We start from the raw sequence: 16,907 nt of genomic DNA on the forward strand, positions 1-16,907 counted from the left end.
TTCCTCGGGGCCCGTGCCGGGAAATCTTCCCGGGCCTCGCACCGCTTCGCTGCGAAGAATCGATCGCATCGATTCCCGGAACACGGAGACCGCCATGAAACCCGCGCTCTGCCTGGCCACGCTGGCCTGCATCGCCTCCCAGCCCGCCGGCGCGCAGATCCAGCTGGAACGCGTCGAGGTCGTCGGCGTGTCGCCGGTGGCGGGCGCCGGCGTCGCGCGCGACCTGATCCCGGCCAACGTGCAGACCGCGCGGGCGGCCGACATCGAGCGCAGCCAGGCTCCGGACCTGGGCAGCTTCATGAGCCGCCGCCTGGGCAGCGTCCATCTCAACGAGATGCAGGGCAACCCGCTGCAGCCCGACGTCAATTTCCGCGGCTACACGGCCTCGCCGCTGCTGGGCTCGCAGCAGGGCCTGTCGCTCTACCTCGATGGCGTGCGGCTCAACCAGCCCTTCGGCGACGTGGTGAGCTGGGACCTGATCCCCAAGGTGGCCATCGCCTCCGTGGCGCTCAACCCCGGCTCCAACCCGCTGTTCGGCCTCAACACGCTGGGCGGCGCGCTCAACGTGCAGACCAAGGACGGGCTCGGCAATCCGGGCACCTCGGTGCAGCTGCAGGCCGGCTCCTTCGGCCGCCGCACGGCCGAGTTCGAGCAGGGCGGCCGCAGCGCCGACGGCACGCACTGGTTCGTGGCCGGCAACCACTTCCACGAGCGCGGCTGGCGCGTGGATTCGCCGTCCGACGCCAGCCAGCTTTTCGCCAAGCTCGGCCGGCGCAGCGACGACACCGACGTCACGCTGACCGCGTCCCTCGCCGACACCGACCTCAACGGCAACGGCCTGCAGGAGCAGCGCCTGCTGGCCCGCGACCGCGCCAGCGTCTACACCCGGCCCGACAACACCAGGAACCGCGCGGCGCTGCTCAACCTCGCGCTGTCGCAGCAGCTGAACGACGCGTGGAAGCTGGCCGGCCATGCCCACGTGCGCGGCATCCGCACGCGCACCACCAACGGCGACATCAATGACGACGCGCTCGACCAGTCGCTCTACCAGCCCGGCGCCTCCGAGCGTGCCGCGCTCACTGCCGCGGGCTACACGGGCTTCCCCACCACCGGCGAGAGCGCGGCCAGCGCGCCCTTCCCCAAGTGGCGCTGCATCGCGCAGGCGCTGCTGAAGGACGAGCCCGGCGAGAAGTGCAACGGCGTCATCCACCAGACGCGCACGCGGCAGCGCAACGCCGGCTTCACCGCCCAGCTCAGCCACGACGGCCCGCTGCTGGGGCTGCCCAGCCAGGCGCTCGTCGGCGCCGCGGCGGACTTCAGCCACAGCCGCTTCGTGCAGGGCTCGGAGCTGGGCTACCTCAATGCCGACCGCAGCATCACCGGCGTCGGCGCCTTCGGCGACGGCGTGAACGGCGGCAACGTGGACGGCGCGCCCTACGACACCCGCGTGGATCTCTCGGGCCGCACGCGCACGTTCAGCGTCTTCGCCAGCACCGTGCTCACGGTGGCGAACGGCATGCACCTGACCGTGGCCGGCCGCTACAACCACAGCAGCGTGCGCAACCGCGACGCCATCACGTCCGGCGGCGGCCCGGGCTCGCTGGACGGCGACCACGCCTTCCGCCGCCTCAACCCGGCGCTGGGCCTTACCTTCACGCCGGCGGCCGGCATCAACGGCTGGGTGGGCGCGAGCCAGGGCAGCCGCGATCCATCGGCCATCGAGCTCGGCTGCGCCGATCCGGCCAACCCCTGCAAGCTGCCCAACGCCTTCGCCGGCGACCCGCCGCTCAGGCAGGTCGTCACGACGACGCTGGAAGCCGGCCTGCGCAGCGCCGCCGGCGCGCCGTTGGTGTGGAGCGTGGGCCTGTTCCGCGCCGACAACCGCGACGACCTGCTGTTTGTCGCCGACGACGCGGCCGGCTTCGGCTACTTCAAGAACTTCGGCAAGACCCGCCGCCAGGGCGTGGAGCTGGGCCTGAGCGGCCAGCCAATGAAGGGCTTCACGGCCGGCGCGAACCTCACGCTGCTGGACGCCACCTACCGCTCGGCCGAACTCGTCAACGGCGCCTCCAACAGCAGCAACGACGCCGCACTGGCCGGCCTGCCCGGCGTGGACGGCACCATCGCGATCCGCCCCGGCGACCGCATCCCCCTCGTGCCACGCCGCATGCTCAAGCTCTACGTGGACCTGGACCTGGGCGACGCCTGGAGCCTGGGCGCCGACGCCGTGGCGATGGGCGGCGCGCTGGCTCGCGGCAACGAGAACGGCCAGCACCGGCCCGACGGCATGTACTACCTCGGCGCGGGCCGCAGCGCCGGCTACGCGGTGGTCAACGTCACCGCAGCATGGAAGCCGGCGAAGGGGTGGAAGCTGTTCGCCCAGATCAGCAACCTGCTGGACCGCGCCTATGCCACCGCCGCCCAGCTGGGCCCCACGGGCTTCAACGACGCGGGCGATTTCCAGAGCCGGCCCTTCCCGGCCAACGCCAACGGCGACCGGCCGCTGCGCCACGCCAGCTTCTTCGCGCCCGGTGCGCCGCGCAGCGTGGCGGTGGGCGTGAAGGTCGGCTTCTAGCGAGAAGCCCTCGGGCACTGCTGCGCAGTGCCACAACCGCGCTGCGCCACGGCACAGCAGGCCGCGCAGGCGGCGCAACAGCCCAGGTCGGGGCGCACCCTCGCCACCGTGCCGTCGCGGCACGCTGAACTGCTCCCACTGCGCCGCGCGGCAACGCCCGCGCGGGCACATCGCTCCAGGCCGGCACTGGCACACCCCTTGCGCAAAGGGCTCCGGCTACCCCACCACAACTGGAGACAACATGAACAGCACCCGCACCCTCATCGCCGCCGCCCTCGCCTCGGCCGGCTTCGCCGCGCACGCCGCCGACCTCAAGGCCGGCGACTGGGACATCGGCATCGGCGGCATCGTCAACGCCTACTACACCCACACCAGCTGCAGCGGCGCGCAGACCGTGGGTGGCGTGGCGCTGGCCACCAAGGGCCTGGGCTGCGGCGGCACCGACGGCCGCACCGTCATCGGCAACGGCCTGCTGCCCAACGCCCTCACCACCACGGCCAAGACCCGCCAGGACGGCATCGACATCGGCGCCACGCTGATGATCGGCGCCGCCGTGGCCTCGGGCGACGCCATCTCCAACAACAACAACGTGGACGTGCGCCAGGGCTTCTTCACCTTCGGCAACGCCGACATGGGCACGGTGAAGCTCGGCCGCGACTACGGCCTGTTCGGCAAGACTGCCATCCTGGGCGACATGACGCTCATCGGCGCCGGCGCACCGGTCAGCGCCACGCAGCGCAACCGCGTCACGCTGGGCCACATCGGCTCCGGCTACACCTACCTGGGCACCTACGGTCAGCTCGCCTACAGCCTGCCCACCAGCGGCGGCATCAGCGCCACCGTGGCGCTGATGAGCCCAGTGGACGCCGGCACCCTGGTCGGCCGCAACTCGCCCCAGCTCCAGGCCCTGGCCACAGTCGACTTCGGCGGCGGCAAGGCCTGGCTGGGCGCCAAGAGCCAGAAGTTCGAAGGCCCAGCCAACACCGGCTTCACGATGAACGGCGTGGAGGTGGGCGCCAGCGTGACGGCCGGCGCGCTGGGCCTGTCGGCCAACCTGCAGAGCGGCAAGGGCCTGGGCGTGCTGACCGACGGCGACAGCGGCAACCGCAAGCAGACCAACCTGCTGCTGCAAGCCACGTGGCAGGCCACGGCCAAGACCAAGCTGGGCCTGAACTGGGGCGAAAGCAAGCTCAAGGACGGCGTGGCCGCCAACGACCTGCGCAGCAACACCAACGTGACGGCCGGGCTGTACTACGGGCTCACGAAGAGCGTGACGCTGGTGGGGGAGGTGAGCCGGACGACGTCGAAGCCGGTGAGCGGCGGCGACGCGAAGATGAGCGGCGTGGCGCTTGGCGGCATCGTGTTCTTCTGATCGCCTGATCCCTGCTCGCGGCACGCCCGCGAGCAGGGTGTTCTTGGCACGCGTCTGATTGGAGTTGCGCGGCTGCGGCTGCCGAAGGCCATCACGGCTGATGTGCGGGTAACCGCCACACCGCCGAGTACCGCTGCGTCTCAACCCACCGTGCCGACCACTCGCGCAACGTCCGCTGCATCGAAGTGACGCTCAGGTCGCACTGCCTGTCTGCGCAAGGCGGGGTCAGGTCTCAAATTCAAAGTCCCCCGCCAGCACTACCCTCCTTGTGCAACCATTTGGCGCGCGGCTTGGAATGATGCAACCGGGCCTCGCCATGCGCACCACCGTAACGATTGACGATGCCCTGTACCAGCAGGCGCTGGACGCGGCCGACCCCGAGATGGACAAGGCCGACCTGTTCCGCGAAGCGGTCAAGACCTTTGTGCGGGTTCAGGCGGCCAAGCGGTTCGCGGCCCTCGGCGGCAAGGCGCCGGAGATGCGCGATATACCGCGCCGCCACGAGGACGCCGCGCCGTGAGACCGGTGCTGGTGGACACCTCGGTCTGGTGTGGATCACTTTCGGCGCCACAACCCCGCGCTGGCGGAGCTGCTGGCCATGGACCTGGCGCTTTGCCACCCGATGGTGCTCGGCGAGATTGGCTGCGGCTCCCCGCCGGCGCGCACGCAGACGCTGGCGGACCTCGCCTTGCTGACCTCTGCACAGCAGGCCAGTGTGCAGGAGGTGCTCGCCTTCCTGGAATGCGAGCAGCTCTTCGGCCTGGGCTGCGGCTTCGTGGACATCACGCTGCTGGCCTCGACGCTGATAACCCCCGGCGCCGAGCTGTGGACGCTGAACAAGCGGCTGGCGGCCTTGGCGGAGCGGGCCGGCGTGCTGCATCGGCCTGGGATGCACTGAGGCCGGCGCGAGGTAGCCGGCCGTTGCAGCCAGCGCCACTGCTGCGCGTCGAACCAGACAAGCCGGCAAGCAGGAGAACCCGCCGGCTTGTCCATTCAACCCCGGCGAGCCCCGGGGGTTGATTCGGCTTCACACCGCCCTACTGCGCGTTCACCTTGAACCAGTTCAGGTTCCACTCCTTGCCGATGGACTTGAACCGCAGCGTGTGGTTGCCGGCCGTCATCGTGAACGGCGCGCTGGTCTGCGTGACCCAGGTCTGCCAGCCGCCGGTGTTGGGCACGGCCATCACGGCCACGGCCTTCACGCCGTCCACCCAGATCTCGAAGCCGGTGCTGCCGTTGGCGGTCGCCAGGCGGTAGTCCAGCGTGAACGTGCCGGCGGTGGCGACGCTGATCTTGAACTCGATGAAGTCGTCGGGGTCGAAGTGGCCCACGTCCTGGCCGCCGCCGGTGTCGGTGCAGGCTTCCAGTTCCACGCCGCTCATGGCGGTGAAGGTTTCGGCCTGGATCGTCGCCGGCACGGCCACGTACTGCACGGTGGTGCTGGCCGGGTCGCTGTAGAAGCTCTCGTTGGCGGCCGTGAGGGCCGTCACCACGTAGTTGTAGGTGGTGCCGGGCACGGCGGTGGTGTCGGAGTAGGTGACGGCGGCGACCTTGTCGGCGAGCTTGGTGTAGTTGGCCGAGGCGCCGGGGGCACGGTAGACGGCGTAGCCCGTCACCTTGGCATCGCTGCTGGCCGTCCAGCTCAGCGCGTTGCCGCCTGAGCCTTCCAGCAGCTTGAGGCCGGCCGGGCGTGCGGGCAGCTGGAAGACCTCGGGCGCGGTGGCGCTCACCAGCCACTGGGCCAGGCCCGCGTGCGGCTCGTTGGCCTGGGTAGCGTAGCTCTTGAACAGGGCCTCGATCTCCGCGACCGTGGCGGTGGTGAAGTCCACCTTGCCGGTCATGTCGACGACATCCTTGCCGGGCACGGGCGGCTTGTCGAGCAGGTACATCTCGGCCCAGGTGTTGCTGCTGCCGTTGTCCTTGAACACGCCGCTGAGGGTGTAGCTCTTGCCGCCTTCGAGGGTGATGGCCTGGTAGACGCCGCCGTTGATCTCGCCCGTCACGCCGGCCGGGCGCGTCACGCGCAGCACGGCGCCGTCGCTGCCGGTGGGGGCCTTGTCGGCGGCGGTGCTGTTGAAGTCGAGATCGAGGCTGCCGCTGATGGCGAGCGTCGTCCAGCCGGTGGCGGCGCCGAAGCCGCCGTTGGCGATGACCTCGGTCTTGGCCGTGCTCTCGACGATGCTGATCTTGTCGAAGGTCACGTCGGGGTTGCTGCCGGCATTGGCGCCGGTCTTGATGACGAACCAGTAGGTCTTGGCGCCCGTGCCGCCCACCTTGATGGTGGGCGCCTTCACCGCGCAGGCGTTGGCGAAGCTGCTGTTCCAGCCGGCGCAGTCCCAGGTGCTGGCCTTGGCCACCAGGCCCAGGCCGCTGTCGGCATTGGGGTTGGGCGCGTTGGTGACCATGCCCCAGGTGCCCTTGCCCGAGCCGCCGGCCGGCGTGACGAGCTTGTAGGCCCAGGAGGTGGACGCCCAGCCGTAGCTGGCGTAGGTGTCGTAGGTGGCGCGGCCGATCTGGCCGCCGAGGTCCAGGCCCGCGCCCTGCCAGGGCTGGAACTCGCCGACGAGCAGCGGCACCTTGAGGTCGCTGACCTGCTTGTTGTAGGCACAGACGCCGCCGGCGCCGCTCTGGCCGCAGCGCAGCCAGTCGCGGTGGATGGCGTAGGGCGTGTCGCCGGGGCGATCGCCAAAGAGGCCGGGGTAGGGGTGGATCTCGAAGGCGACGTTGGTGAAGCCCTTGGCGGTGGGGTTTCCGTAGCCATCGATGCTGCCGTAGTGGCTGGGCAGCAGCACGATGTGCTGGCCGTCCACGGCGCGGATGGTCTTGTAGAGGTCTTCCACGCGGGTGACCATGGCCTCGGGCGTGGAGCCCCAGGGCTCGTTGAGCGGGTCGTAGGCGGCCACGACGGGCTCGTCCTTGTACTTGGTGGCGATCTGCGTCCACAGCCAGCGGGTGCGCTCCTGGGCGTCAGTGTCGGTCCAGTACTTGTTCTGGCCGGCGCAGCCGGTGTGGTCGTTGGGCGTCTGGCCGCCGGCGGCGCCGTGCAGGTCCAGGATGACGTAGAGGCCGCGCTTCCTGGCCTGGGCGATGCTCCAGTCCAGGTAGGTCCAGGCATCGGCGCGCAGGGTCTTGGGCTTCTTCTCGTCTTCGATGACGCTCCACAGGATGGGCAGGCGCACGACGTTGAAGCCGAAGGCCTTGAGCTGGTCCCAGTCACGCTCGGTGATCCAGCTGTCGCGGTAGAGCTTGATGAGGCGCTCCTTCTCGGCGTAGCCGAAGCGCTCGGTGAGCTTGGCTTCGAGCGTGCACTGGTCAGTCACGCCGTTGCCGCCCTGGCCCATCATCCAGAACTCCTGCACCAGCCAGTTGCCGAGGTTGGTGCCCTTGAGCAGCACCTGCTTGCCGCTGGCATCCACCCATTTGCTGCCGTCAGTCTTCAGCAGGCCGGGACCTTCGGGCGTGGTCGTCGGGGCCGGTGCGGGCGGCGTGGTGTCTGCACCGCCACCCGAACCACCGCCACAACCCGCCAGAACCGCCACGGCCAGCAGGCCGCCCAGCAATGCACCGCGCAGGGCGCGTTTCTTGCGGCCGGCAGGGCCGCTCACGAACCATCGTTGAACCACGTCTTGTCTCCCGTTGTTGATTTGGAACCGGTTCCAAATCAGTATCGAAGAGGCGTGGCGGGCGTGTCAACTTCCTGAACCCGCGTGCTTGGCGCGGGCCAAGGCCAGCGCGGCCTGCACATCGGCGGCACCCATCACAGCCCCAGGGCGGTGAGCCCGGCATGTTCGTCGGGGCGGCGGCCGGCGGGCCAGTGCAGCAGGCGCTGGTCGGCGCGGATGGGCAGGTCGTTGATGCTGGCGATGCGGGTGTGCATCAACCCCTCGGCATCAAAGGCCCAGTTCTCGTTGCCGTAGCTGCGGAACCACTGGCCGCTGTCGTCACGCCACTCGTAGGCGAAGCGCACTGCGATGCGATCGCCCTGCGTGGCCCAAAGCTCCTTGACGAGGCGGTAGTCCAGTTCGCGGCGCCACTTCAGCGCCAGGAAGGCCTCGATGGCTTCGCGGCCCTGCAGGAACTGGCTGCGGTTGCGCCAGCGGCTGTCGGGCGTGTAGGCCAGCGCGACGCGGGCGGGGTCGCGGCTGTTCCAGGCGTCTTCGGCCAGCCGCACCTTCTGCAAGGCGGTCTCGGTAGTGAAGGGCGGCAGGGGCGGGCGGGACATGGCGATCTCCTGAAGGAAGGAACGGGGCCGCAGGGCGCGGCCCCGTGGGGGGCGGCGGGCTCAGGCCGCAAGCGGCAGCGCGGCGGGGAAGTCGACTTCGGTGCGGGCGACGTTGTTGAGGTAGTTGGTCCAGGTGTTCAGCGCGACGTGCTGGACGATCTCGACGATCTGCGCGTCGTCATAGCCGGCGGCGCGCACGGCCGCCAGTTCGGCGTCGGCAACCTGGCCGCGCTGCGTGGCGACGGCCACGGCGAACTGCACGGCGGCGTGGGCCGTGGCGTCGTTGGAGCGGCCATGGCGGTTGGCCTGGATCTCAGCGGCGTCGAGCTTGGCGAGATGGCTGCCCATGTAGCTGTGGGCCGACAGGCAGTAGTCGCAACCGTTGATCTGGGCCAGGGCCAGCGCGATGCGCTCGCGGGTGGCGGCCGGCAGGCGGCCCTTGGCCAGCGCGCCCGACATGCCGAGATAGCCCTCCAGCGCCGCCGGGCTGCTGGCGACGGTGCGGAACAGGTTGGGCACGCTGCCGATCCGGGCCTCGACGGCCTTCAGCAGGGGCTGGGCGGCGGCGGGAGCGGTGTCGATGGCGGCGAAGGTGTGCAGGCGGGTGTTCATGGTGGGTTCCTTGGGTGGTGTTGAAGGCCGGTAAGTGCCGGTGACATCACTGTAGGAATTCCCGATCTACGGCACTAGACGCCAAAATGGCGAATCAGTCTCTCGAAATTTGGAAACATGGACCGCCTGGATGCAATGGCCGTCTTCGTGGCGGCGGTGGACGAGGGCAGCCTGTCGGCCGCCGGCCGGCGGCTGCAGATGCCGCTGGCCACGGCAAGCCGCAAGCTGGCCGACCTGGAAGCCCACCTGGGCACGCGCCTGGTCACGCGCAGCACGCGCCAGCTGGCGCTGACCGAGGCGGGGCGGGACTACCTCGTCGCCGCCCGCGAGATCCTGGAGCGCGTGGAGGAAGCCGAGCGCGAGGCCGCCGGCGTGCAGGCCGCGCCGCGCGGCGAGCTCGTCGTGGCGGCGCCGCTGGTGTTCGGGCGGCTGCATGTGGTGCCGGTGGTGGCCGACTACCTCGCGCGCTTCGCCGACGTGAACGTGCGCCTGCTGCTGAGCGACCGCAACGCCAACCTGCTGGAGGAGCACGTGGACGCGGCGCTGCGCATCGGCACGCTGCCGGACAGCGGCCTCGTCGCGCTACGCGTGGGCGAGATCACGCGCGTGGCCTGCGCCAGCCCGGCCTATCTGGCCGCGCGCGGCACGCCGCTCACGCTGGACGACCTGCGCGGCCACGACTGCGTGAACTTCGACGGCCTGGGCGCCGCGTCGGCCTGGAGCTTCGCGGCGGGCGAGGCGACGCAGCGCGTGCCCATCCGCACGCGGCTGAACGTGACGACGGCCGACGCCGCCATCCGCGCGGCCGAGGCGGGCGTGGGCGTCACGCGGCTGCTGTCCTACCAGCTGGCCGAGTCGCTGCGCGAGGGCCGCCTCGTGCGTCTGCTGGCCGCGCACGAACCGCCCGCCGTGCCGGTGAGCCTGCTGTACTCGCGCCAGGGCCGGCTGCCGGCGAAGACGCGCAGCTTCCTGGACTTCGCCGCGCCGCGGTTGCAGGCGGCCTTGCGCGGGATCGCCTCGCCATCCCCGCAAATCTAGGGTCGGCGTCCTCAGGGCACACTGGCATGCTTGGCCTACCCCGTCAGCAGTTCGAGACGACCATGTTGTACCCAGCCCCCACCCAAGACCGCCCCCAGACCCTCGGCGAAGAGGTCGCCAACGCCATCAGCCACGGCCTGGGCGCCCTGCTGGCCGTGGCCGCCCTGCCCATCCTCGTGACGCGCGCGGCGGACCGCGGCGGCGTGGCCGACGTGGCGGCCGCCGCCATCTTCGCGGCGACGATGATCCTGCTCTACGGCATCTCCACGCTCTACCACGCACTGCCGGCCTCGCTGGCCAATGGCCGCGTCAAGGCCTGGCTGAACCGGCTGGACCACGCGGCCATCTACGTCTTCATTGCCGGCAGCTACACGCCCTTCACGCTGGGCGTGCTGCACACCGGGCCGGGCATCACGCTGCTGATCGCCGTCTGGGCCGCGGCCGCATTCGGCGTGGCGATCAAGCTGCTGAACCGGCTGCGCCAGCCGCTGGTGTCCACGCTGCTGTACCTGGCCATGGGCTGGGTGGTGGTGTTCGCCGTGGGGCCGCTGGTGGAGCGCATGCCGGCGGCGGGACTGGCCCTGCTGGTGGCGGGCGGCCTGAGCTACACGCTGGGCGCCATCGTCTTCCTGCTGGACAACCGGCTGCGCTACGCCCACTTCGTGTGGCACCTGTTCGTGCTGGGCGGCAGCGTCTGCCACTTCTTCGCGGCGCTGTTCTACGCCTACGGCTGAGGCGCTGCGGCGCAGGCCTGCAGCGGCTGGGGCCGGCCGATGTGAAAGCCCTGGGCGAAGTCGAAGCCCAGCTCGCGCACGCGGGCCAGCACGGCCTCCTCGTCAACGAACTCGGCCACCGTCTGCACGCCCAGCACCTTGGCCACTTCGAGAAAGCCGCGCACCGAGGCGTCGTCCAGCGGGTCGTGCAGCATGCCCTTGATGAACTGGCCGTCGACCTTGATGAGATCCACTTTCAGCGAGCGCAGATAGCCGAAGTGTGAGGCGCCGGCGCCGAAGTCGTCCACCGCCACGCGGGCGCCACGGGCGCGCACGCCGTCGACGAAGCCGGCCAGCTCGGCGAGGTTGGCCAGGGCCACGGTCTCGGTGATCTCGAAGCACAGCGCACGGCAGGCCGTGGCGCCCGCATCCTCCAGCACGGCCAGGATGTCGCGGCAGAAGCTGGCATCGGCCAGCGACTGGGCCGACAGGTTCACATGCAGGCAGGCCAGGCCGCAGGCCGCGCCATGCGCGCGCAGCCAGCGCAGCGCCTCGCCCACCACCCAGCGGTCCAGCCTCGGCGCGAGGCCGAAGCGCTCGGTGGCGGGCAGGAAGCTGCCCGGCAGCGTCAGGCTGCCGTCGGGCTGGCGCATGCGCACCAGGGCTTCGACGTGCAGGCCGCCGGCCGCGGCACCAAGAGGCTGCAGGCGCTGGCCGAACAGCACCAGCCGGTCCTCGTCGATGGCCTGCGTGAGCCGCGTGGCCCACTGCATGTCGCCGCTGCGCTCCAGGATCATGCGGTCGGACTGGTACCAGATGTGCACGCGGTTGCGGCCGGCCTCCTTGGCGGCGTAGCAGGCGGCGTCGGCGGCCTTGAGCAGATCGGCCAGTTCGCTCCAGCGGGCGTCGATCTGCACCAGGCCGATGCTGGCGCCGATGCGAAAGCGCCGGCCATCGTGCACGAAGCGGAACTCGTCCATGCGGTCGCAGATCTGCTGCGCCACGCGCCGGGCCTGCTCGCTGGTGCACTGCTCCAGCACGATTGCGAATTCGTCCCCGCCCAGCCGGGCCAGCGTGTCGCGCGAGCGCAGCGCGCTGGCGAGCATCTGCGCCATCTGCTTGAGCAGCTGGTCGCCCACCTGGTGGCCGCAGGCGTCGTTGACGAGCTTGAACTGATCGAGGTCGATGAAGAGCAGCGTGTGGCAGGCGTTGTCGCGGTGCGCCTGGTCGAGCGCGCGGCGCAGCCGGTGCTCGAATTCCTGGCGGTTGACGAGGCCGGTCAGTGCGTCATGCTTGGCGCGGTAGGTCATCTCCGAGCTCAGGCGCCGCTGCTCGGTCACGTCGTGGAAGACGAGCACGGCGCCCAGCAGGCGCCCGCGCGCGTCGCGGATGGGCGCGGCCGATTCCTCCACGCCAAAGTGCTCGCCGCTGCGCGACACCAGCACGGTGAGCGGGCTGTGGCAGGTGACCTCGCCACTGGCCAGGCAGGCCTGCACGGGGTTGGGCGCCGGCGCCCGCGTTTCCTCGGAGCGGATGAGGAAGACTTCGTCCAGCGGCCGGCCAATGGCCTCGGCGACGAGCCAGCCGGTCATGCGCACCGAGACGGGATTCATCCAGGTGACGCGGCAATGCCCGTCGGTGGTGATGACGCCGTCGGCGATGGATTCCAGCGTCACGCGCATGAGCTCATGCTGCTCGGCCAGCTCGGCCCCGAGCTCCTTGAGCTCGGTGTCGTCCGAGGTGGTGCCGACGAGGCCGGCCACGCGGCCCTGGCCGTCCAGCCGGGCACGGGCCACGGAATGCAGGTGGCGCACGGCGCCGTCGGGCCGCACGATGCGGAAATGCACGTCGTAGTCGCGCTGCCCGAGGAGGACCGCCCTCACCTCGGCCTCGACGCGCGCGCGGTCGTCGGGGTGCAGCATGGCCAGCCATTGCGGGTAGTCCAGCCGCCCCGTCTCCTCCGGCAGGCCGTACAGCGGGAACAGGCGCCGCTGCCAGCTCAAGGTGTTGCGCGCGACGTCGTATTCCCACAGGCCCACGCCGCCGCCCTCCAGCGCCAGCTCCATGCGCCGCCGGGCCAGCTCGGCGGCCTCGCGGTGGCTCACTTGCTCGGAGAAATCCAGGTGGGTGCCGAAGGCCCACTCGGGCGTGCCGTCCGGCCCATGCGTCAGCACGCGGCCGACGGCCAGCACCCAGACCCAGTGCCCGGCCTTGTGGCGCATGCGGAACTCGCAGCGGTACTGGCTCGCCTCGCCACTCAGATGCCGCTGCAGCGCAGCCTCGGCACGCGCCAGGTCCTCGGGGTGGACGAGGCGGCGCCAGGTCTCGATGGACACCGGCTCCAGCTCCTGCTGCCCATGGCCGAGGATGTCGGCCCAGCGCTCGTTGATGCGCAAGGCACCGCTGGGCACATGCCATTCCCAGGTGCCCACGCCGGTGCTCTCGATGACCGAGGCCAGGTACTGGCGCTCGTCCAGCAGCCGCTCCTGCTGCACGCGGGCCTCGGTGACGTCTTCGGCCAGGCCCGCGAAGCCGGTCATGCGCCCCTGGGCGTCGAACTGCGGCGCGGAGCGGCTGCGCACGCTCAGGCACCCGCCGCCGGGCCGGCGGATGGTCATGACCTCGTCGAACAGCTGCCTCTGCTGCACCGCCGCCTGCCAGGCCGCGCCCAGGCGTTCCAGCTCGGCCGGCTCCACGACGCGCATCCAGCCCAGGCCGAGACTGTCCTCCAGGCCCAGCCCGTGGATTTCCTGCCAGCGCGGGTTGGTGTAGGTGCACAGGCCCTCGGCGTCGCCCAGGAACAGGCCGGCGGGCGAGAGCTCCGCCAGCGCGCGGTAGCGTGACTCGCTCTTGGCCAGGGCCAGCGCGTTCCGGCGGGCAGCCAGCAGCGCCGCAGCGGCCTGGCCCAGCTCGGACAGCACCTGCCGCTGGCGGTCGTCGAGCCGGCGTGGCACGCGGTCGATGACGCAGAGGGTGCCCACCGCCGCGCCGTCACCCAGGCGCACCGGCACGCCGGCGTAGAAGCGGATGCCGGGCTCGCCGGTGACCAGCGGGTTGTCGGCGAAGCGCGGGTCGGCGGCGGCGTCCGGCACTTCGAAGATGCCGGCCTCCAGGATGGCATGCGCGCAGAAGGCCTGCTCGCGCGGCGCCTGCGTGATTGCAGGCAGGCCGACGCAGGCCTTGCACCACTGCCGCTGCGCGTCCACCAGCGAGAGCAGCGCAACGGGCACGCCACAGGCTGCCGCCGCGGTGCGCGCGAGCCCGTCGAAGACGGGCTCGGCCGGCGTGTCCAGAACGGCCAGTTGCCGCAGCGCCTGCAGGCGCGCGGCTTCGTCCGCGGGCAGGGCCGCTGGGATCATGTCGCCTCCTGGGCCGGTCGCCGGGTGGCGCCCGCTCCTCGTGTTTGCCGGGCCGCGGCGCCTTCTTGCCGGCGCCTGCGCGAAACCCGCCCCAATCTACAACGTTTGCAGGGCGGCCGATAAGCCGGGCAAACGCGCCACAGTGCCAATGTCATGGCGGCGGCGGTGGCAACGGTTTCAACCGCCCGCCGCCATGCCCGATACCGGCCGAATCGACCCCGGCGGCCGGGGGGCTTGACACGGCTGCTACATTAACGGCATAGATTCGCACAAGACCGTTTCCTCAAGGTCTTATCTGCAGCCCCGCTGGCCACCCCCTGGCCCTTCTTGCGAGCGGCTCGCTACAGCTTCAACTCCCGGTGAGTGTTCTTGAGTGTTTCTGTCTCTGCACGGCATGACGCCGGCGGAGGGTTTTTATCCATCTACGCATTCCCAAAGGAAACACCATGACTACAGAAACCGGCACCGTGAAGTGGTTCGACGACGGCAAGGGCTTCGGCTTCATCACGCCTGACAGCGGCGGCAAGGACCTCTTCGCCCACCACAGCGAAATCAAGAACGGCGGCGGCTTCCGCTCGCTGGCCGAAGGCGCCAAGGTGTCGTTCGAAGCGACGCAAGGTGCCAAGGGCCCGCAGGCCTCCAACATCCGCACGCTCTAATCCGTGCCCGGGCGCCTCGTGCGCCCGACGCCGCAACCGGCACAGGCCGGCGCGGCACTCACCCAAAAGAAGAACAACAACATGAAGAACAACAACATCGAGGTGGGACGTTTTCTCGTTTCACCCATGACCCAGGCCCGCGCGGGCGGCGGCTTCGACGCCTTGGTGTCGATCCGCTCCGGTCGCGGCATGGCCAGCGTGGATCGCGTCATGCGCTTCACGCCGCAGTTCATCAGCCCGAAGGCGGCATTGCGCTATGCCCGGGCCGAAGGCCTCGCCTGGGCGCGCTGCCATTGAGCAGCGCCCGCGGTCAGCGGCCGCACCACGTGCCGGCAGGGCCTCGTGCCCGGCCCCCGTCTTAACCATCGCAAACGGAGCCCCACACTTGGCCAAAGAAGAACTGATCGAAATGCACGGCGTCGTCGACGAAATCCTGCCCGATTCGCGCTTCCGCGTGACGCTGACGAATGGCCACAAGGTCATCGCCTACACCGGCGGCAAGATGCGCAAGCATCACATCCGCATCCTGGCCGGCGACAACGTGTCGCTGGAGATGTCGCCCTATGACCTGAGCAAGGGCCGCATCACCTTCCGTCACCTGGGCGGTCCGCGCCCGGCGCCCACCGGCGGCGCCCGCCGCTGAGGCCTTTCGGCCCGGCGCCATCACTCGATGGCGCTGGCCGACTTCGCGCGCTCGCGCAGCACGAACTTCTGGATCTTGCCCGTCGAGGTCTTGGGCAGTTCGGCGAACACCACGCGCTTCGGGACCTTGAAGCGCGCCAGCTGGCCGCGGCAGAACTCGACGATCTCCGCCTCGCTCGCGCTCGCCCCCGGCTTGAGCTCGACGTAAGCGCAGGGCACCTCGCCCCACTTCGCGTCGGGCAGGGCCACCACCGACGCCAGCATCACCGCCGGGTGGCGGTGCAGCACATCCTCGACCTCCACCGAGCTGATGTTCTCGCCGCCGGAGATGATGACGTCCTTGCTGCGGTCCCTGATCTTGATGTAGCCGTCGGGCTGCACCACGGCCAGGTCGCCGGTGTGGAACCAGCCGCCGGCGAAGGCCTCCTCGGTGGCCCGCTCGTTCTTCAGGTAGCCCTTCATCACCACGTTGCCGCGGAAGCAGATCTCGCCCATGGTCTCGCCGTCGGCAGGCACGGGCTTGAGTGTGTCCGGGTCCAGCACCGTGACGGCCTCCTGAAGCGGGTAGCTGACGCCCTGGCGGCCATTGAGCCGCGCGCGTTCGGCTGGCGGCAGTTCCGCCCAGTGTTCCTGCTGCACGCACACGGCCGCCGGGCCGTAGACCTCGGTGAGTCCGTAGACATGCGTGATGGCGATGCCCGCCGCCTCGCAGCCCTCCAGCACGGCCGCCGGCGGCGGCGCGCCGGCGATCAGCCCCCGCACGACGCGCTGCAGCTGGCCGCGCGCTTCGGCCGGCGCGTTGATGAGCATGCTGTAAACAATGGGCGCACCGCACAGATGCGTCACGCCGTGCTCTTGCATCAACTGCCACACCAGCGCCGGGTCCACGCGCCGCAGGCAGACGCTGGTGCCGCCCACCAGGGCCATGGTCCAAGGGAAGCACCAGCCGTTGCAGTGGAACATCGGCAGCGTCCACAGATAGACTGGGTGGTCCGGCAGCTGCCAGGCGATGACGTTGTTGGCCGCGTTGAGATACGCGCCGCGGTGGTGGGTGACCACGCCCTTGGGGTTGCCCGTCGTGCCCGAGGTGTAGTTCAGCGCGATGGCGTCCCACTCGTCGCCCGGCAGCTGCCACGGCGCCGAAGGGTCGCCCTGGGCCAGCAGCTCCTCGTAGCTCAGCGTGCCCAGGCGCGGCGCCTCGGGCGCGGCGCTGTCCAGCACGTCGATGACCAGCGGCCGGTGGCGCGGCTCCACGGCCTGCAGCGCACGGCCGACGACGCTGGCGAATTCCGGGTCCACCAGCAGCACGCGCGCCTCGCCGTGCTCCAGCATGAAGGCGATGGCCTCGGCGTCCAGCCGGGTGTTCAGCGTGTTCAGCACGCCGCCGGCCATGGGCACGCCGTAGTGGGCTTCGAACATCGCCGGCGTGTTGGGCAGCATGGCCGCCACGGTCACGCCCGGGCCCACGCCATGGGCCGCCAGCGCGCTGGCCAGGCGGCGGCAGCGCGCCTCGGTCTCGCGCCAGGTTTGGCGCAGCTCGCCGTGGATCAGCGCCACGCGCTCCGGAAACACCGCCGCCGCGCGGCCGAGAAAGCTCAGCGGCGACAGCGGCACATGGTTGGCGGCGTTCCTGTCGAGGCCGGTCTGGTAGGGGCTGGTGCGGGTCATGGGCGGGTCCTGCAAAGCTGCAACTGCGCCCAGCCTAGGCCCGCGGG

At 70.5% G+C, this 16,907-nt stretch carries 13 protein-coding genes and 1 pseudogene; 9 read left to right on the forward strand and 5 right to left on the reverse strand.

Annotated elements, in window-relative coordinates:
• Positions 1 to 94 precede the first annotated feature (94 nt).
• From AC07VX_RS04345 to AC07VX_RS04360, 4 genes and pseudogenes are all read left to right on the forward strand, one after another.
• Entirely contained in the window at positions 95 to 2,575 is a 2,481-nt protein-coding gene (locus tag AC07VX_RS04345; RefSeq protein WP_493162924.1) for a TonB-dependent receptor, read from the forward strand.
• 241 nt (positions 2,576 to 2,816) lie between these two features.
• Positions 2,817 to 3,947, forward strand: a complete 1,131-nt coding sequence (locus tag AC07VX_RS04350; RefSeq protein ID WP_493162923.1) for a porin — start codon at positions 2,817 to 2,819, stop codon at positions 3,945 to 3,947.
• Between the two features lie 316 nt (positions 3,948 to 4,263).
• Positions 4,264 to 4,467 carry a type II toxin-antitoxin system VapB family antitoxin gene (locus tag AC07VX_RS04355; RefSeq protein WP_493162922.1) on the forward strand — a complete coding sequence of 68 codons (204 nt, stop codon included), beginning with the start codon at positions 4,264 to 4,266 and terminating at the stop codon, positions 4,465 to 4,467.
• Positions 4,464 to 4,845, forward strand: a pseudogene (locus tag AC07VX_RS04360) (type II toxin-antitoxin system VapC family toxin). The gene AC07VX_RS04355 and the pseudogene AC07VX_RS04360 overlap by 4 nt, the downstream one beginning before the upstream one ends.
• A 139-nt stretch (positions 4,846 to 4,984) precedes the next feature.
• Here AC07VX_RS04360 and AC07VX_RS04365 read toward each other — a convergent pair.
• The 3 genes from AC07VX_RS04365 to AC07VX_RS04375 form a co-directional block, all read right to left on the reverse strand.
• Positions 4,985 to 7,552, reverse strand: coding sequence for a carbohydrate-binding protein (locus AC07VX_RS04365; protein ID WP_493162921.1), 2,568 nt, complete (start codon positions 7,550 to 7,552; stop codon positions 4,985 to 4,987).
• 152 nt (positions 7,553 to 7,704) lie between these two features.
• Complete coding sequence (locus AC07VX_RS04370) at positions 7,705 to 8,169, reverse strand: nuclear transport factor 2 family protein (protein ID WP_493162920.1); 465 nt, start codon at positions 8,167 to 8,169, stop codon at positions 7,705 to 7,707.
• A 60-nt stretch (positions 8,170 to 8,229) separates the two neighbouring features.
• Positions 8,230 to 8,781 carry a carboxymuconolactone decarboxylase family protein gene (locus AC07VX_RS04375; protein WP_493162919.1) on the reverse strand — a complete coding sequence of 184 codons (552 nt, stop codon included), beginning with the start codon at positions 8,779 to 8,781 and terminating at the stop codon, positions 8,230 to 8,232.
• 117 nt (positions 8,782 to 8,898) lie between these two features.
• Here AC07VX_RS04375 and AC07VX_RS04380 point away from each other — a divergent pair, with 117 nt between their 5' ends.
• Both AC07VX_RS04380 and trhA read left to right on the forward strand, forming a co-directional pair.
• Positions 8,899 to 9,819 carry a LysR family transcriptional regulator gene (locus tag AC07VX_RS04380; RefSeq protein WP_493162918.1) on the forward strand — a complete coding sequence of 307 codons (921 nt, stop codon included), beginning with the start codon at positions 8,899 to 8,901 and terminating at the stop codon, positions 9,817 to 9,819.
• Between the two features lie 62 nt (positions 9,820 to 9,881).
• Positions 9,882 to 10,553 carry a PAQR family membrane homeostasis protein TrhA gene (gene trhA / locus AC07VX_RS04385; RefSeq protein WP_493162917.1) on the forward strand — a complete coding sequence of 224 codons (672 nt, stop codon included), beginning with the start codon at positions 9,882 to 9,884 and terminating at the stop codon, positions 10,551 to 10,553.
• Here the strand turns inward: trhA and AC07VX_RS04390 are convergent.
• Positions 10,544 to 13,891 (reverse strand): PAS domain-containing protein, encoded by a 3,348-nt coding sequence (locus AC07VX_RS04390; protein WP_493162916.1) that lies wholly within the window; start codon positions 13,889 to 13,891, stop codon positions 10,544 to 10,546. The genes trhA and AC07VX_RS04390 overlap by 10 nt on opposite strands.
• Before the next feature lie 446 nt (positions 13,892 to 14,337).
• Between AC07VX_RS04390 and AC07VX_RS04395 the strand changes: the two genes are divergently transcribed.
• From AC07VX_RS04395 to infA, 3 genes are all read left to right on the forward strand, one after another.
• Positions 14,338 to 14,550, forward strand: coding sequence for a cold-shock protein (locus tag AC07VX_RS04395; RefSeq protein WP_493162915.1), 213 nt, complete (start codon positions 14,338 to 14,340; stop codon positions 14,548 to 14,550).
• 18 nt (positions 14,551 to 14,568) lie between these two features.
• On the forward strand, positions 14,569 to 14,847 hold the full coding sequence (locus AC07VX_RS04400; protein WP_493162914.1) for a hypothetical protein: 279 nt from the start codon (positions 14,569 to 14,571) through the stop codon (positions 14,845 to 14,847).
• An 88-nt stretch (positions 14,848 to 14,935) separates the two neighbouring features.
• Entirely contained in the window at positions 14,936 to 15,193 is a 258-nt protein-coding gene (gene infA / locus AC07VX_RS04405; protein ID WP_493162913.1) for a translation initiation factor IF-1, read from the forward strand.
• A gap of 20 nt (positions 15,194 to 15,213) precedes the next feature.
• Here the strand turns inward: infA and AC07VX_RS04410 are convergent, their stop codons facing one another.
• Positions 15,214 to 16,860 (reverse strand): acyl-CoA synthetase, encoded by a 1,647-nt coding sequence (locus tag AC07VX_RS04410; protein WP_493162912.1) that lies wholly within the window; start codon positions 16,858 to 16,860, stop codon positions 15,214 to 15,216.
• Between the last annotated feature and the right edge of the window lie 47 nt (positions 16,861 to 16,907).

The sequence above is a fragment of the Roseateles sp. GW821-FHT03B02 genome, assembly GCF_059421025.1.